Origin of the sequence: Pseudomonas sp. PSKL.D1 (assembly GCF_028898945.1) — a bacterium.
Lineage (GTDB): Bacteria > Pseudomonadota > Gammaproteobacteria > Pseudomonadales > Pseudomonadaceae > Aquipseudomonas.
Genome location: NZ_CP118607.1, coordinates 4774191 through 4788629, shown reverse-complemented (window position 1 = coordinate 4788629; position 14439 = coordinate 4774191). Strand labels below are relative to the sequence as shown.

The 14439-nt window shown below is 61.1% G+C and carries 20 protein-coding genes; 10 read left to right on the top strand and 10 right to left on the bottom strand.

Features of this window, described 5'->3' with window-relative positions; translation table 11 throughout:
* Window positions 1-80 precede the first annotated feature (80 nt).
* The 5 genes from PVV54_RS21415 to PVV54_RS21395 are packed head-to-tail and all read left to right on the top strand — an operon-like array spanning window position 81 to window position 3860.
* Window positions 81-482: a FagA protein gene (locus PVV54_RS21415; RefSeq protein WP_274907152.1), complete on the top strand. Its 402-nt coding sequence runs from the start codon at window positions 81-83 to the stop codon at window positions 480-482.
* Entirely contained in the window at window positions 475-1851 is a 1377-nt protein-coding gene (locus PVV54_RS21410; RefSeq protein WP_274907151.1) for a class II fumarate hydratase, read from the top strand. Before PVV54_RS21415 ends, PVV54_RS21410 begins: the two co-directional genes overlap by 8 nt.
* Window positions 1852-1880: 29 nt before the next feature.
* A complete protein-coding gene (locus PVV54_RS21405; protein ID WP_274907150.1) occupies window positions 1881-2342 on the top strand; it encodes a hypothetical protein in 462 nt (153 codons plus the stop codon).
* 1 nt (window position 2343) lies between these two features.
* Complete coding sequence (locus PVV54_RS21400) at window positions 2344-2955, top strand: superoxide dismutase (RefSeq protein ID WP_274907149.1); 612 nt, start codon at window positions 2344-2346, stop codon at window positions 2953-2955.
* A gap of 11 nt (window positions 2956-2966) precedes the next feature.
* Complete coding sequence (locus PVV54_RS21395; protein ID WP_274907148.1) at window positions 2967-3860, top strand: ZIP family metal transporter; 894 nt, start codon at window positions 2967-2969, stop codon at window positions 3858-3860.
* A 177-nt stretch (window positions 3861-4037) separates the two neighbouring features.
* On the opposite strand, the gene PVV54_RS21390 is transcribed toward PVV54_RS21395, so the two are convergent.
* The 10 genes from PVV54_RS21390 to PVV54_RS21345 all read right to left on the bottom strand — a co-directional run bounded on the left by PVV54_RS21390 (window position 4038) and on the right by PVV54_RS21345 (window position 11050).
* On the bottom strand, window positions 4038-4310 hold the full coding sequence (locus PVV54_RS21390) for an HPr family phosphocarrier protein (RefSeq protein ID WP_274907147.1): 273 nt from the start codon (window positions 4308-4310) through the stop codon (window positions 4038-4040).
* Between the two features lie 20 nt (window positions 4311-4330).
* On the bottom strand, window positions 4331-5185 hold the full coding sequence (rapZ, locus tag PVV54_RS21385; protein ID WP_274907146.1) for an RNase adapter RapZ: 855 nt from the start codon (window positions 5183-5185) through the stop codon (window positions 4331-4333).
* A 2-nt stretch (window positions 5186-5187) separates the two neighbouring features.
* Window positions 5188-5652, bottom strand: a complete 465-nt coding sequence (gene ptsN, locus PVV54_RS21380) for a PTS IIA-like nitrogen regulatory protein PtsN (RefSeq protein WP_274907145.1) — start codon at window positions 5650-5652, stop codon at window positions 5188-5190.
* A gap of 12 nt (window positions 5653-5664) precedes the next feature.
* Window positions 5665-5973 (bottom strand): ribosome hibernation-promoting factor, HPF/YfiA family, encoded by a 309-nt coding sequence (hpf, locus tag PVV54_RS21375; protein WP_274907144.1) that lies wholly within the window; start codon window positions 5971-5973, stop codon window positions 5665-5667.
* Window positions 5974-6051: 78 nt separating this feature from the next.
* Entirely contained in the window at window positions 6052-7545 is a 1494-nt protein-coding gene (locus PVV54_RS21370; RefSeq protein ID WP_274907143.1) for an RNA polymerase factor sigma-54, read from the bottom strand.
* 174 nt (window positions 7546-7719) lie between these two features.
* Window positions 7720-8445 (bottom strand): LPS export ABC transporter ATP-binding protein, encoded by a 726-nt coding sequence (gene lptB, locus PVV54_RS21365; protein ID WP_274907142.1) that lies wholly within the window; start codon window positions 8443-8445, stop codon window positions 7720-7722.
* Window positions 8446-8970, bottom strand: coding sequence for a lipopolysaccharide transport periplasmic protein LptA (gene lptA / locus PVV54_RS21360; protein WP_029887549.1), 525 nt, complete (start codon window positions 8968-8970; stop codon window positions 8446-8448).
* Window positions 8957-9529, bottom strand: coding sequence for an LPS export ABC transporter periplasmic protein LptC (lptC, locus tag PVV54_RS21355; RefSeq protein WP_274907141.1), 573 nt, complete (start codon window positions 9527-9529; stop codon window positions 8957-8959). The genes lptA and lptC overlap by 14 nt, the downstream gene beginning before the upstream one ends.
* 8 nt (window positions 9530-9537) lie before the next feature.
* Window positions 9538-10062 carry a KdsC family phosphatase gene (locus PVV54_RS21350; protein ID WP_274907140.1) on the bottom strand — a complete coding sequence of 175 codons (525 nt, stop codon included), beginning with the start codon at window positions 10060-10062 and terminating at the stop codon, window positions 9538-9540.
* 13 nt (window positions 10063-10075) lie between these two features.
* On the bottom strand, window positions 10076-11050 hold the full coding sequence (locus PVV54_RS21345) for a KpsF/GutQ family sugar-phosphate isomerase (RefSeq protein WP_274907139.1): 975 nt from the start codon (window positions 11048-11050) through the stop codon (window positions 10076-10078).
* A 246-nt stretch (window positions 11051-11296) separates the two neighbouring features.
* Between PVV54_RS21345 and PVV54_RS21340 the strand changes: the two genes are divergently transcribed.
* The 5 genes from PVV54_RS21340 to PVV54_RS21320 are packed head-to-tail and all read left to right on the top strand — an operon-like array spanning window position 11297 to window position 14344.
* Window positions 11297-12106 (top strand): ATP-binding cassette domain-containing protein, encoded by an 810-nt coding sequence (locus PVV54_RS21340; protein WP_159411975.1) that lies wholly within the window; start codon window positions 11297-11299, stop codon window positions 12104-12106.
* Entirely contained in the window at window positions 12106-12903 is a 798-nt protein-coding gene (mlaE, locus tag PVV54_RS21335) for a lipid asymmetry maintenance ABC transporter permease subunit MlaE (RefSeq protein ID WP_274907138.1), read from the top strand. Before PVV54_RS21340 ends, mlaE begins: the two co-directional genes overlap by 1 nt.
* Window positions 12903-13388, top strand: coding sequence for an outer membrane lipid asymmetry maintenance protein MlaD (mlaD, locus tag PVV54_RS21330; RefSeq protein ID WP_014755441.1), 486 nt, complete (start codon window positions 12903-12905; stop codon window positions 13386-13388). The genes mlaE and mlaD overlap by 1 nt, the downstream gene beginning before the upstream one ends.
* 9 nt (window positions 13389-13397) lie before the next feature.
* Window positions 13398-14045, top strand: a complete 648-nt coding sequence (locus tag PVV54_RS21325) for an MlaC/ttg2D family ABC transporter substrate-binding protein (protein ID WP_274907137.1) — start codon at window positions 13398-13400, stop codon at window positions 14043-14045.
* A complete protein-coding gene (locus PVV54_RS21320; protein WP_274907136.1) occupies window positions 14042-14344 on the top strand; it encodes an STAS domain-containing protein in 303 nt (100 codons plus the stop codon). The genes PVV54_RS21325 and PVV54_RS21320 overlap by 4 nt, the downstream gene beginning before the upstream one ends.
* The last annotated feature ends 95 nt before the right edge of the window (window positions 14345-14439 follow it).

The following is a 14439-nucleotide window of genomic DNA, read 5'->3' as shown; positions in this document are numbered from 1 at the left end:
GTTTTTTCTTTCGTCACATCCCTCTTGAAGTGATTCTGTTTATCACTTAATAATGAATATCATTATCCAGTAACCCGGCGATGATGTTCATGAAACCTGTCCTGCGCGAACTGCCCTACCTGGAGAACTGGCGTTGGCTCAGCCGCCGCATCCGCTGTGCGCTCGAACCTGATGAGCCACGCCTGATCGAGCACTACCTTGCCGAAGGCCGCTACCTGGTGTGCTGCACCGAAACCTCGCCATGGACGGTGGCGCTGACGTCGTTCCGCCTGCTGCTGGATACCGCCAGCGACCGTATGCTGCCATGGCATTGGCGCTGCCTGTGCCTGGACCAGGCTTGGCGCCCACTGCTCGACATGCGCAACCTCGATCGCCACGAACAGAACGAGCGCTGGCAGCCGTACGCCCTGCAATTGGCCAACTGCCGGTTGCTGCCATCCATTTCCCCCGATGAACTGATGCAAGGATTTGAAGATGAGTGATACCCGTATCGAGCGTGACAGCATGGGCGAACTGCAGGTGCCGGCCCAGGCCCTGTACGGCGCTCAGACCCAGCGCGCGGTAGACAACTTCCCGATCAGCGGCCAGCGCATGCCGGCCCAGTTCATCCGTGCCTTGCTGCTGGCCAAAGCTGCGGCCGCCAAGGCCAACATCGAACTGGAGCAGATCACGACGGGGCAGGGGCAGGCCATCGTCAAGGCGGTCGAGCAATTGCTGGCTGAGAATTTCATCCAGCACTTCCCGGTGGATGTGTTCCAGACAGGTTCCGGCACCAGCTCCAACATGAACGCCAACGAGGTCATCGCCACCCTCGCCAGCCGTGTGCTGGGCGAAGCCGTTAATGCCAACGACCACGTCAACTGTGGCCAGAGCAGCAACGACATCATCCCGACCACCATCCACGTCAGTGCCGCACTGGCGCTGCATGAGCAACTGTTGCCAGCTTTGGCCCACCTGACTCAGGTGATTGAAGCCAAATCGGCCCAGGTTCATCAATACGTGAAAACCGGCCGCACCCACCTGATGGATGCCATGCCAGTGCGCATGAGCCAGGTGCTGGACGGCTGGGCGGCGCAGGTCAAGGGTGCCAAGGCGCACATCGAAGCGACCCTGCCAAGCTTGCAAGCATTGGCGCAGGGTGGCACCGCCGTGGGTACAGGGATCAACGCCCACCCGAAATTCGCCGCCGGTTTCGCCCGCCAGCTGAGCAGCCTGACCCAGGTCGAATTCACCCCGGGGCAGAACCTGTTCGCCCTGATTGGCTCGCAAGACACCGCAGTGGCATTGTCCGGTCAGCTCAAGACCACCGCCGTGGCCCTGATGAAGATCGCCAATGACCTGCGCTGGATGAACTCCGGCCCGCTGGCAGGGCTGGGTGAAATCGAGCTGCAGGGCCTGCAGCCAGGCTCGTCGATCATGCCAGGCAAGGTTAACCCGGTGATCCCGGAGGCCACCGCCATGGTAGCAGCCCAGGTGATTGGCAACGACGCGACCATCGCCGTGGCCGGGCAGTCGGGCAACTTCGAGCTGAACGTGATGCTGCCGGTGATCGCCCGCAACCTGCTGGAAAGTATCGAACTGATGGCCAATGTCAGCCGCCTGCTGGCCGACAAAGCCATCGCAACCTTCAAGGTCAACGAAAGCAAGCTCAAGGAAGCCCTGGCGCGCAACCCGATTCTGGTGACGGCGCTGAACCCGATCATCGGCTACCTCAAGGCTGCCGAGATTGCCAAAACCGCCTACAAGCAGGGCCGCCCGATCATTGACGTGGCGCTGGAGCACACCGACCTGTCGCGTGACCAGCTCGAAGCGCTGCTGGACCCTGAAAAACTCACCGCTGGCGGTATCTGACGTAACGTCAGCGCCCAGGAGAAAACGTCATGCAGCACTGGAGACGCACCACGGAGTTGGCCAACCGCCTGTTCGACCAAGGCGAGCTGGTCGATGCCCGGGAACACTACCTGCAAGCCCTGGCCCTGGCCCAGGTGCTGTTCGAGCGCTGGCATGACGTGGATGAAGCGGTGGCAGCCTTGGTCATCGCCCATCACAACCTGGCTGATTTGCACCTGCGCCTGAACCAGCCGCACGAGAGCGCGGATTACCTGTGCGCTGCTCACCAGCGGCTGCTTCAGGCCAGCCAGGAAGCCCGTTTGCCACAGGCGCTGCGTGATGCCGCGCTACGGCACAGCGGGCGCACCTACACCGAATTGCTGAGCTTCATCGCCGAGTATGGCCAGTACCCACGTACTGAGCGCCTGCTCAACCGCCACAGCCCCGAGGCCAGCGAGCTCGCTGCCCAACCGGATGCGGCGCCCCGAAACCAAGCCTACGGAATCCATTGATATGCCCCATACCTTGCCCGCGTTGCCTTATGCCTACGATGCGCTGGAACCGCACATCGATGCACAGACCATGGAAATTCACCACACCAAGCACCACCAGACCTACGTCAACGGCTTGAATGCAGCTGTCGAAGGTACCGAGTGGGCCGAGTGGCCGGTTGAGAAACTGGTGGGTGCGGTCAAGCAACTCCCGGAAAACCTGCGCGGCCCGGTGACCAATCATGGCGGTGGCCACGCCAACCACTCGCTGTTCTGGAAGGTCATGTCGCCTCAGGGCGGCGGCCAGGCGCAAGGCCAGGTGGGTAAGGCCATCGAAGCCGAGCTGGGTGGTTTCGAGGCGTTCAAGGACGCCTTCACCAAAGCTGCACTGACCCGCTTCGGCAGCGGTTGGGCATGGCTCAGCGTCACCCCGCAGAAAAAGCTGGTGGTGGAAAGCAGCGGCAACCAAGACAGCCCGTTGATGCACGGCAACACGCCGATCCTCGGCCTGGACGTATGGGAGCATGCCTACTACCTCAAGTACCAGAACCGCCGCCCGGAATACATCGGCGCCTTCTACAACGTCATTGACTGGGCGGAAGTGGAACGTCGTTACCTCGAAGCCCTGAAGTGAGTCGAACCGGTATGCGCTCTGAGGTAATGTCTGTCGGCAGTGTGCGCCTGTTCCGCATGGCGATCGGGACGCTGCTGCTGTTGGTGGGCACGGCATTGCTGGTAGCGCGGGGCATCGCCTGGCTGGACCTGGAGCCGCGCATGTTGCGCGCTCTGGAGGGTGGTGCGCTGTGCGCGCTGGGAACGGCGCTGGGCGCAGTACCGGTGCTGGTGATTCGTAACATGCCGGTGGCCTTGGCCGATACCTTGCTGGGCTTCGGCGCCGGCGTCATGTTGGCGGCCACCGCATTCTCGCTGATCATTCCAGGGTTGGACGCTGCCCAAGCCATTGGCTTCAGCCAATGGGGCGCGGGCGGCCTGATCAGCTTTGGTTTGCTGTTTGGCGCCTTGTGCCTGTTTGTTGTAGACCTGAAAGTCTCGGGTGCATCCCCTGAAGCCTTGGTCGGAAGTGAACACCAGCCAGTGATTGCCGCACGCATCTGGCTGTTCGTGATTGCCATCATCGCCCACAACATTCCCGAAGGCATGGCGATAGGCGTTTCGGCCGGTGGCGGCATGCCGGATGCCGACAGCCTGGCAATGGGCATTGCCTTGCAGGATGTGCCTGAAGGGCTGGTGATTGCCCTGGTGTTGGCAGGGGCGGGCATGCCACGGTTCAAGGCGTTTTTGATCGGGGCTGCCTCAGGCTTGGTCGAACCGCTGGCAGCGGTGGTGTGTGCCTGGCTGGTGAACGTCGCCGAGTTGCTGTTGCCGTTGGGCCTTGCCTGTGCGGCGGGGGCAATGCTGTTGGTGGTGACTCAGGAAATCATTCCCGAATCCCGTAGCAATGGCCATCACCGGCTGGCCAGCTTGGGGCTGTGTATCGGGTTCTGCTTGATGATGGTGATGGATACGGCGATGTCTTGAGTTGGGACTCGTCGGCGGATTGGTTGAAAAAGAGCGCCGCTTACGCGCCGCATCGCGGATGAATCCGCTCCTACAGGCATCGCCATCCCCTTGTAGGAGCGGATTCATCCGCGATGCGGCGCGTAAGCGGCGCTCGATCTCACAGGCGATGCAAATGCCGTGGCGGCCCCGGGCGATCTACTCGCCTTCGTCGAAGAAGTTGTTGATCAGCGCCACCAACGCTTCCAATGCATCGTTATCCTGCTCACCCTCGGTATGCAGATGCACCTGCGTACCTTTACCAGCCGCCAACATCATCACCGCCATGATGCTTTTGCCGTCCACCAGCTTGTCTGGCGCCCGGCCAACGCGGACCTGGCAGGGATACTTCCCGGCCACGCCGACAAACTTGGCTGCCGCCCGGGCATGCAGCCCCAGCTTGTTGATGATGGTGATTTCGCGGGCGGGCATCGTGGTGCGGATCCTGTGGGCTAGAGGTCGCGGTGGCGGACCTGGACGTTTTTCAAAGTCTGTTGCAGAAGTTGGCCGAGGCGTTCAGTGATGTACACCGAGCGATGGTGGCCGCCGGTGCAGCCAATGGCGATGGTGACATAGGCGCGGTTACTGGCTGCAAAGCGTGGTAGCCATTTGACCAGGTAGCTCGATATGTCGTTGAACATTTCTTCGACGTCCGGTTGCGCGGCCAGGTAGTCGATAACCGGCTGTTCAAGGCCGGAATGCTCACGCAGCTCCGGTTTCCAGTACGGGTTAGGCAGGCAGCGCACATCAAACACCAGGTCGGCATCGACCGGCATCCCGCGCTTGAAACCAAACGATTCCACCAGAAACGCTGTGCCTGGCTCGGGTTGATTGAGCAGCCGCAGCTTGATCGAATCGCGCAGTTGATACAGGTTGAGCCGAGTCGTGTCGATCTTCAGGTCGGCAAGGTCGGCAATCGGCCCCAATAGTTCTGTTTCCACGCGGATCGCTTCGGCCAGCGAGCGGTCGGCGTTGGTCAGGGGATGGCGCCGGCGGGTTTCGGAAAACCGCTTGAGCAGCGTTTCTTCGTCGGCGTCCAGGTAAAGCACGTCACACTGGATATGGCGTGCGCGCGCCTCTTCCAGCAGCTCCGGGAAGCGCGACAGGTGGCTTGGCAGGTTACGCGCATCAATGCTCACAGCCACTTTGGGCTGCATCAACTCGGTGTTGATCAACGCATTCTCGGCCAGTTGAGGCAGCAGCCCCGCTGGCAGGTTGTCGATGACGTAATAGCCGTTGTCTTCCAGTACATCGAGGGCGGTACTCTTGCCGGAGCCGGACCGGCCGCTAACGATGATCAGGCGCATGTTCAGTGCTCGTTCTGTACGTCCAGGACTACCTGGAACAGGGCCTTGCTGCTGTCTGCAGCACGCAGGCGCTCGCGAACCTCCTTGCGATCCAGCATGCTGGCAATCTGGCGCAGCAGCTCCAGATGGGCGTCGGTGGCAGCTTCTGGCACCAGCAGGACGAACAGCAGGTCGACCGGGGCGCCATCAATGGCGTCGTAGTCAATCGGAGCATCCAGGTGGAGCAGGGCGCTGACGGGTGCAATGCAACCTTCCAGCCGGCAGTGGGGAATGGCGATGCCGTTGCCAAAACCGGTGGAGCCAAGCTTTTCGCGGGCGATCAGCTTGTCGAAGACGTTTTGCATCTCCAGCTCGGGTACTTGTTCGGCAATCAGGGTGGCGACCTTTTCCAGGGCGCGCTTCTTGCTGCCGCCCGGCACGTTCACCAGGGAACGGCCGGGGGTCAGGATGGTTTCAAGTCGGATCATGGATGAGAGGGATCAGCGTGCAGCTGCACCTTGCAGCAGGCTTTGCTGTTTTTCCTTGTGTTTTTTCAGTTGGCGGTCGAGCTTGTCGGCCAAGGCGTCGATTGCTGCATACATGTCTTCGTGTTCGGCGTTGGCAACCACTTCACCGCCGGGAATCTGCACGGTCGCTTCGACCTTCTGCTGCAGCTTCTCGACCTTCATGATGACCTGCACGTTGGTGATCCTGTCGAAGTGACTCTCCACCCGGGCGAGCTTTTCAAGCACGTAATCGCGCAGCGGCTGGGTGACTTCTACATGCTGTCCACTGATATTGACTTGCATACAGCTTCTCCTTTGTTGCCCGTGCATAAAGAGGCAGATATTGCACCTGCCCCACAAACGCTGTGGCACATCCAGGGGCTACATCAGTCGCTTGCGTTCGCTCGACGGTGCGATGCCGAGGGACTCACGGTACTTGGCGACGGTGCGACGGGCGACCTGGATGCCTTGTGCCTCCAGTAAACCAGCGATCTTGCTGTCACTCAATGGCTTTTTCGCATTTTCCGCGGCAACCAGTTTCTTGATGATCGCGCGGATCGCTGTAGACGAGCACTCTCCGCCTTCGGCGGTGCTCACGTGGCTCGAGAAAAAGTATTTCAGTTCGTAGATGCCGCGTGGGGTGTGCATGTATTTCTGCGTGGTCACCCGCGAAATGGTCGACTCGTGCATGCCCACCGCTTCCGCAATATCGTGAAGCACCAATGGCTTCATTGCCTCGTCGCCGTGGTCCAGGAAGCCGCGCTGGTGCTCGACGATCTGGGTGGCAACCTTCATCAGCGTTTCATTGCGGCTTTGCAGGCTTTTGATGAACCAGCGCGCTTCCTGCAACTGGTTGCGCATGAAAGTGTTGTCGGCACTGGTGTCGGCACGGCGTACGAAACCGGCATATTGCGGGTTGACCCGCAGGCGCGGCACCGCCTCCTGATTGAGCTCAACCAGCCAACGGTCGCTGTCCTTGCGTACGATCACGTCAGGGACCACGTACTCCGGCTCACTCGACTCGATTTGCGAGCCTGGGCGCGGGTTGAGGGTTTGAACCAGTTCGATGACCTGGCGCAGTTCGTCCTCTTTCAGCTTCATGCGGCGCATCAGCTGGCTGTAGTCGCGGCTGCCGAGCAGGTCGATGAAGTCGGTAACCAGGCGCTTGGCTTCGGTCATCCAGGGCGTGCTGGCGGGAAGCTGGCGCAGTTGCAGCAGCAGGCATTCACCCAGGGTGCGAGCACCGACGCCGGCAGGTTCGAACTGCTGAATGCGGTGCAGTACTGCTTCGATTTCGTCCAGCTCGATGTCGAGCTCCGGATCAAAGCCGGCACAGATTTCGTCGAGGGATTCTTCGAGGTAGCCCTGGTCGTTGATGCAGTCGATCAGGGTGACGGCGATCAGCCGATCCGTGTCCGACATCGGTGCCAGGTTCAGCTGCCACAGCAGGTGGGTCTGCAGGCTTTCGCCAGCGGATGTGCGGGTGGTGAAGTCCCACTCGTCGTCATCGTTGCTTGGCAGGCTGCTGGCGCTGGTCTGGTAGATGTCCTCCCAGGCCGTATCTACCGGGAGTTCATTGGGGATTCGCTCGCTCCACTCGCCGTCCTCCAGGTTATCTGCGCTGGGGGTGCTTTCCTGGAAGCTGTTGTCCTGGACTTCGGCGGCCGGCTTGTTCTCGGCGTTATCCGCCATCGGGTCGCTGTTGTCGAAGTCGTCGCCGTCTTCCTGACGTTCGAGCATCGGGTTGGACTCCAGCGCTTCCTGGATTTCCTGCTGAAGGTCCAGGGTGGAAAGCTGCAGGAGACGGATGGCCTGTTGCAACTGCGGGGTCATCGTCAGTTGCTGGCCCATTTTTAGGACGAGCGATGGTTTCATGGCAGGGGCTAAATACCTTGTTCGCCGGCGCGCATGCGCCATCCACTACACGGGCGCCGAGGCGCCAGAATCAAGCAAGTTTTATGCCTTAAAATGTAGCGTTTGCCTAGAGTGCTGTAACAACTTAAGCCCCGTCCGGGCATAAATGCCAGCGCTCCAGGCGCGCTACCGGGGTCAGAGGCGGAACTCGTGACCCAGGTAGACTTCCTTGACCAGCTCGTTGGCCAGGATGGTCTCGGCATCGCCTTCGGCGATCAGTTGGCCATCGTTGACGATGTAGGCGGTCTCGCAGATATCCAGGGTTTCACGCACGTTGTGGTCGGTGATCAGCACCCCGATGCCCTTGGCCTTGAGGTGATGGATGATCTGCTTGATGTCGCCCACCGAAATCGGGTCGACGCCTGCGAACGGTTCGTCCAGCAGGATGAATTTCGGTGCGGTGGCCAGGGCGCGGGCGATTTCCACCCGGCGGCGCTCACCACCGGACAGGCTCATGCCGAGGTTGTCGCGGATGTGGCTGATGTGAAACTCCTGCAGCAGGCTTTCCAGCTCTTTGCGCCGGCCTTCACGGTCCAGATCCTGGCGTGTTTCGAGGATCGCCATGATGTTGTCGGCAACTGACAGCTTGCGGAAGATGGAAGCTTCCTGCGGCAGGTAACCGATGCCCGCGCGAGCGCGGCCGTGCATGGGCTGGTGGCTCACGTCGAGGTTGTCGATGCGCACACGGCCCTGGTCGGCCTGTACCAGCCCTACGATCATGTAGAAGCAGGTGGTCTTGCCGGCGCCGTTGGGGCCGAGCAGGCCGACGATCTGGCCACTGTCGATCGACAGGCTGACGTCACGTACGACCTGCCGCCCCTTGTAGCTCTTGGCCAGGTGCTGGGCTTTGAGGGTTGCCATTTACTCGGCCTTCTTCTTAGGCTGGATCACCATGTCGATGCGCTGACGTGGCTGGGTCACGTTGCCACCGCGACCGGCGGTCGCAACCTGGGACTTGGTGTTGTAGACGATCTTCTCGCCTTCGGTGGTGTTGCCTTCGTTCTCGACCTTGGCGCGGTCGGTAAGAATGACCGTGTCCTTCTGTGCCTGGTACTGGATGGTCACCGCCCAGCCCTTCATTTTGTCGGGCTTTGCAGCACTCTGCTGTTGCTCGAAGTAGGCCAGGTTGCCCACCGAGGTCACTACGTCGATATCGCCATTGGCGGCACGGGTCATGGTCACGGTGTTGCCTTTGATCATCATCGAACCTTGCGTGATGATCACATCGCCGGTGTAGGTGGCCACGCCTTGCTTGTCGTCCAGGTGCGCGTTGTCGGCCTGGATGCGGATCGGCTGGTCACGGTCGTTCGGCAGGGCGAAGGCGCTCGCGCTTCCCAGTGCTGCGCTCAGGCTGAGCAAAAGGGGGAGGGTTTTAACGAGCCTCATACTGTCCTCTTACGTTAGAGAGCAGGTCCATCCTGCCTTCTTTCAAATACGCTTTCATTCCCTTGCCTGTGGTGGTGCCACCGGCGCCGTCGATTCTAACGGCTTGCTCGGTCTGCGCATATTGCTTCTGTGGGAATACCGTCATGCGCGAGCTGGTGATGATGGTTTCGCGCTGTTTTTCATCGGTGCGGGCAACCCGCACCTGGTCGATCAGCTCGACCTCGGTGCCGTCCGGATTGACCTCGGCGCGCACACTTTGCACGTGCCAGGGGTATTCGGTGCCGCGGTACATGTGCAGGTCCGGTTTGGTCACCAGTGTGACCTCACTGACACGCAGGTGTTCGACCTTGTCGGCGGTCATTTCGTACTGCAGCTTGCCGTCGGGCAGAAACTGCACGCTGTGGGCGTTGGTGGCGTAATAGTCGATGGCACTTTCGTCGACTTGGGCCACGGGCTTGTCGAGGAAGCTTTCAGGGCTGACATTCCAGTAGCCGATGGCCGCCAGCAGGGCGGCAATCACCACGAGCAGCGCAATATTGCGGGCTTTCTTGCTGAACATGGGCAGCCTTACAGATAGTGAGCGTTGGCAGCGTCCAGGGTGCCCTGGGCCTGCATGATCAGTTCGCAGAACTCGCGTGCGGCACCTTCGCCGCCTCGCGCGTCGGTCACGCCGTGGGCGTGCTGGCGTACGAACGGTGCGGCATTGGCCACCGCCATGCCCAGCCCCACCCGGCGAATCACCGGCAGGTCGGGCAGGTCGTCGCCCAGGTAGGCGACCTGTTCATAGCTTAGGCCCAGTTCGGCAAGCAGGCTGTCGAGTACCACCAATTTGTCTTCCCGGCCCTGGAACAGGTGCGGGATGCCGAGGTTTTTGGCCCGGCGTTCCACCACTGGGGTCTTGCGCCCGCTGATGATTGCCGTGGTCACGCCCGAGGCCATGAGCATTTTGATGCCGTGGCCGTCGAGGGTGTTGAAGGTCTTGAATTCGCTGCCGTCTTCAAGGAAGTACAGGCGGCCATCGGTGAGCACGCCGTCCACGTCGAAGACGGCAAGCTTGATGGCTTTGCCACGTTGCAGCAGGGTCTGGGTCATCGCCATGGTCTCGTTACATGACGCCTGCGCGCAGCAGGTCGTGCATGTTCAGGGCGCCAGTCGGGCGGTCGTCCTTGTCGACCACCACCAGCGCGTTGATTTTGTGGTCTTCCATGATTTTAAGCGCTTCGGCGGCGAGCATCTCGGCTCGGGCGGTTTTGCCGTGCACGGTCATTACCTGGTCGATCAGCGTTTTGTGCACGTCGATGTTGCGGTCCAGGCTGCGGCGCAGGTCGCCGTCGGTGAAGATCCCGGCAAGGGTGCCGTCCTTTTCGAGGACGACGGTCATGCCTAAACCTTTGCGGGACATTTCAAGCAGGGCGTCCTTGAGCAATGTGCCGCGCTGCACCTGAGGCAGGTCATCGCCGGCATGCATCACGTTTTCGACCTTGAGCAGCAGGCGGCGGCCCAAGGCGCCACCCGGGTGCGAAAAGGCGAAATCTTCAGCGGTGAAGCCGCGCGCCTCCAGCAGTGCGATGGCCAAAGCATCCCCCAGTACCAATGCCGCTGTGGTGGAGGAAGTAGGGGCCAGGTTCAGCGGGCAGGCTTCCTGCGCCACGCGTGCATCGAGATTGACTTCGGCGGCCAGCGCCAGCGGCGAATCCGGGTTGCCGGTCAGGCTGATCAGCTGGATGCCCAGGCGCTTGATCAATGGCAGCAGGGTGACGATTTCAGCTGTGCTGCCCGAATTGGACAGGGCAAGGATGACATCGTCACGGGTGATCATGCCCATGTCGCCATGACTGGCCTCGGCCGGATGCACGAAAAATGCGGTCGTGCCGGTGCTCGCCAGGGTGGCGGCAATCTTGCTGCCGATGTGCCCGGACTTGCCCATGCCGACCACCACGACACGGCCCTTGCTCGCCAGAATCAGCTCGCAAGCCTTGACGAAGTTGGCGTCGATCCGGGCGACAAGGCCTTCTACGGCCTCGATTTCCAGGCGCAGCGTGCGCAACGCGGACTGGATCAACTCGCTGGATTGGCTCATGTCGATAAACAATGCCTGATGAAAAGGCGGCGATTATAGCCGCAATGGAAGAAAGCCTCACCCTTTCGATTGTCGTATCGAATGATTGCCAAGCCTGTCGTTAGCCTGAACGACCGTTCCATGGCCTTGGGGCGGCACGGGCAGCGGTGCTATAGTTCGCCGCTATTCAGCCCGCCAGGGGCGCGTGTGCCTTCACGATGGAGGCCGGCGTCAACTAGGACAAGGCTGCACTAGCAAGGAGTCTAGATGAGTGTGGATAGCGCCTACGCGGTCGAGTTGAAGGGAGTCACCTTCAAGCGCGGTTCGCGCAGCATTTTCAGCAACGTGGACATTCGCATCCCGCGGGGCAAGGTCACCGGTATCATGGGGCCATCGGGGTGCGGCAAAACCACGTTGCTGCGCTTGATGGGCGCGCAATTGCGCCCCTCGGGCGGCGAAGTATGGGTTGCCGGGCAAAACCTGCCGAGCCTGTCACGCAGCGACCTGTTCGACGCGCGCAAGCAGATGGGGGTGCTGTTCCAGAGCGGCGCCTTGTTCACCGACCTCGACGTGTTCGAGAACGTGGCGTTTCCGCTGCGTGTGCACACGCAGCTGTCGGACGAGATGATCCGCGACATCGTGCTGATGAAGCTGCAGGCCGTGGGCCTTCGTGGCGCCATCGACCTGATGCCCGACGAACTGTCTGGCGGTATGAAGCGCCGTGTGGCACTGGCCCGCGCCATTGCCCTGGACCCGCAGATCCTGATGTACGACGAGCCATTCGTCGGCCAGGACCCAATCGCCATGGGCGTACTGGTACGGCTGATCCGCCTGCTCAACGATGCGTTGGGTATCACCAGCATCGTGGTGTCCCATGACCTGGCCGAAACCGCCAGCATCGCCGACTACATCTACGTGGTGGGCGATGGTCAGGTGTTGGGCCAAGGTACGCCTGACGAGCTGATGGGGTCCGATAACCCGCGCATTCGCCAGTTCATGAAGGGCGACCCGGACGGCCCGGTGCCCTTCCATTTCCCTGCGCCTGACTACCGCGCCGATTTGCTGGGGGCGCGTTGATGCGCAGAAAATCCTTACTCGAACGCATTCGCGTGTTGGGCCGCTCGGCCATCGACATTCTGGCGGTACTGGGGCGTTCCTGCCTGTTCCTGTTCCATGCGCTGGTCGGTCGTGGCGGCATAGGCGGCGGCTTCCAGTTACTGACCCGGCAGTTGTATTCGGTGGGCGTGCTGTCGCTGGCCATCGTGGTGGTGTCCGGCATGTTCATCGGCATGGTGCTGGCCCTTCAGGGCTACAGCATCCTGACCAAGTACGGCTCCGAGCAGGCGGTTGGGCAGATGGTCGCCCTCACGTTGCTGCGTGAACTGGGGCCCGTGGTGACCGCGCTGTTGTTTGCCGGGCGCGCAGGCTCTGCACTGACCGCCGAAATCGGCAACATGAAATCCACCGAGCAGCTGTCGAGCCTCGAAATGATCGGCGTCGACCCGCTCAAGTACATCGTCGCACCGCGTCTGTGGGCCGGTTTCATCTCGCTGCCTTTGCTGGCGCTGATCTTCAGCGTGGTCGGCATCTGGGGCGGATCGTGGGTGGCGGTTGACTGGCTGGGGGTCTACGAAGGTTCGTTCTGGGCCAACATGCAGAACAGTGTTTCGTTCACCGACGACGTGCTCAACGGGCTGATCAAGAGCCTGGTGTTCGCCTTCGTCACAACCTGGATTGCCGTATTCCAGGGGTACGACTGCGAGCCCACTTCAGAAGGGATCAGCCGTGCCACCACCAAGACCGTGGTCTATGCCTCGTTGGCAGTACTGGGTCTGGACTTTATTCTGACCGCCTTGATGTTTGGAGATTTCTGATGCAAAACCGCACCCTGGAAATCGGTGTCGGCCTGTTCCTCCTGGCCGGGATCCTGGCGCTGCTGCTGCTGGCCCTGCGTGTCAGCGGGCTGTCGGCCAGCCCGAGCAGCGATACCTATAAAGTTTACGCGTACTTCGACAATATCGCGGGTTTGACGGTCAGAGCTAAAGTGACCATGGCCGGTGTGACGATCGGCAAGGTCACCGCCATCGATCTGGACCGTGATTCCTACACCGGCCGGGTGACGCTGCAGCTGGATAAGTCGGTCGATAACCTGCCGACCGACTCCACCGCTTCGATCCTGACCGCCGGTTTGCTTGGCGAGAAGTACATCGGCATCAGCGTGGGCGGTGAAGACGACGTGCTCAAGGATGGCGCGACCATCCACGACACCCAGTCGGCGCTGGTGCTGGAAGATCTTATTGGCAAGTTCCTGCTCAACTCCGTTGGCAAGGAACCGAAAGAAGCGCAACCGGCTAATTAAGGAGTTTCCATGATTTCGATCCTGCGACGTGGCCTGCTGGTCCTGCTGGCGGCCTTCCCCCTGCTGACGTTTGCGGCCCAGTCGCCCCATGACGTGGTTCAGGGTACGACCACTGAACTGCTTAGCGACCTGAAGGCCAACAAAGAGCAGTACAAAAGCAACCCTAATGCCTTCTACGATGCCCTGAACCGCATTCTGGGCCCGGTGGTCGATGCTGACGGGATTTCCCGGAGCATCATGACCGTCAAGTATTCGCGCAAGGCCACCCCAGCGCAGATGCAGCGCTTTCAGGAAAACTTCAAGCGTAGCCTGATGCAGTTCTATGGCAATGCGCTGCTGGAGTACAACAATCAGGGCATCACCGTCGACCCGGCCAAGGCCGATGATGGCAAGCGTGCCAGTGTTGGCATGAAGGTCACCGGTAATAACGGTGCCGTGTACCCGGTCCAGTACACCCTCGAGAACCTGGGTGGCGAGTGGAAGGTGCGTAACGTCATCGTCAACGGCATCAACATCGGCAAGCTGTTCCGCGACCAGTTCGCCGACGCCATGCAGCGTAATGGCAACGACTTGGACAAGACCATCGACGGCTGGGCCGGCGAAGTGGCCAAGGCCAAGGAAACCGCCGATAACTCTCCGGAGAAGGCCGTCAAATGAGTGAGGCCGATGTGAGCATGGCCGAGCCGGGCGTGCTGCGCCTGGCCGGTGTGCTGGACTATCGCAGTGGCCCGGCTCTGCGCAAGCAGGGCAAGGCACTGATTACCGCTAGCGGTGAGGCGCGCCTGGTGCTGGATTGCTCCGGCGTGGCGCGCTCAACCAGCGTCGGTTTGTCGCTGTTGCTGGCATTTATCCGAGATGCCCAGGCGGCCGGCAAGGCCTGTGAAGTGCGCAGCATGCCCGACGACATGCGCGAAATTGCCGAGGTCTATGACCTGGATGAAGTGCTGGCAGGCTGATGGCTCGCCAGTGATGGAGAGCCCCTCGGTCAGCGCGGGCCCTTTGTGGGCTTCGCAGGCGAGGGGCTTTTTTGTATGATGGCCGACCCGTGCGC

What these genes read in the sequence shown, in the direction of transcription:
- PVV54_RS21415 (WP_274907152.1), top strand. Translation starts at nt 81, where the DNA reads ATGATGTTCATGAAACCTGTCCTGCGCGAACTGCCCTACCTGGAGAAC.
- PVV54_RS21410 (WP_274907151.1), top strand. Translation starts at nt 475, where the DNA reads ATGAGTGATACCCGTATCGAGCGTGACAGCATGGGCGAACTGCAGGTG.
- PVV54_RS21405 (WP_274907150.1), top strand. Translation starts at nt 1,881, where the DNA reads ATGCAGCACTGGAGACGCACCACGGAGTTGGCCAACCGCCTGTTCGAC.
- PVV54_RS21400 (WP_274907149.1), top strand. Translation starts at nt 2,344, where the DNA reads ATGCCCCATACCTTGCCCGCGTTGCCTTATGCCTACGATGCGCTGGAA.
- PVV54_RS21395 (WP_274907148.1), top strand. Translation starts at nt 2,967, where the DNA reads ATGCGCTCTGAGGTAATGTCTGTCGGCAGTGTGCGCCTGTTCCGCATG.
- PVV54_RS21390 (WP_274907147.1), bottom strand. Translation starts at nt 4,310, where the DNA reads ATGCCCGCCCGCGAAATCACCATCATCAACAAGCTGGGGCTGCATGCC.
- rapZ (WP_274907146.1), bottom strand. Translation starts at nt 5,185, where the DNA reads ATGCGCCTGATCATCGTTAGCGGCCGGTCCGGCTCCGGCAAGAGTACC.
- ptsN (WP_274907145.1), bottom strand. Translation starts at nt 5,652, where the DNA reads ATGATCCGACTTGAAACCATCCTGACCCCCGGCCGTTCCCTGGTGAAC.
- hpf (WP_274907144.1), bottom strand. Translation starts at nt 5,973, where the DNA reads ATGCAAGTCAATATCAGTGGACAGCATGTAGAAGTCACCCAGCCGCTG.
- PVV54_RS21370 (WP_274907143.1), bottom strand. Translation starts at nt 7,545, where the DNA reads ATGAAACCATCGCTCGTCCTAAAAATGGGCCAGCAACTGACGATGACC.
- lptB (WP_274907142.1), bottom strand. Translation starts at nt 8,445, where the DNA reads ATGGCAACCCTCAAAGCCCAGCACCTGGCCAAGAGCTACAAGGGGCGG.
- lptA (WP_029887549.1), bottom strand. Translation starts at nt 8,970, where the DNA reads ATGAGGCTCGTTAAAACCCTCCCCCTTTTGCTCAGCCTGAGCGCAGCA.
- lptC (WP_274907141.1), bottom strand. Translation starts at nt 9,529, where the DNA reads ATGTTCAGCAAGAAAGCCCGCAATATTGCGCTGCTCGTGGTGATTGCC.
- PVV54_RS21350 (WP_274907140.1), bottom strand. Translation starts at nt 10,062, where the DNA reads ATGACCCAGACCCTGCTGCAACGTGGCAAAGCCATCAAGCTTGCCGTC.
- PVV54_RS21345 (WP_274907139.1), bottom strand. Translation starts at nt 11,050, where the DNA reads ATGAGCCAATCCAGCGAGTTGATCCAGTCCGCGTTGCGCACGCTGCGC.
- PVV54_RS21340 (WP_159411975.1), top strand. Translation starts at nt 11,297, where the DNA reads ATGAGTGTGGATAGCGCCTACGCGGTCGAGTTGAAGGGAGTCACCTTC.
- mlaE (WP_274907138.1), top strand. Translation starts at nt 12,106, where the DNA reads ATGCGCAGAAAATCCTTACTCGAACGCATTCGCGTGTTGGGCCGCTCG.
- mlaD (WP_014755441.1), top strand. Translation starts at nt 12,903, where the DNA reads ATGCAAAACCGCACCCTGGAAATCGGTGTCGGCCTGTTCCTCCTGGCC.
- PVV54_RS21325 (WP_274907137.1), top strand. Translation starts at nt 13,398, where the DNA reads ATGATTTCGATCCTGCGACGTGGCCTGCTGGTCCTGCTGGCGGCCTTC.
- PVV54_RS21320 (WP_274907136.1), top strand. Translation starts at nt 14,042, where the DNA reads ATGAGTGAGGCCGATGTGAGCATGGCCGAGCCGGGCGTGCTGCGCCTG.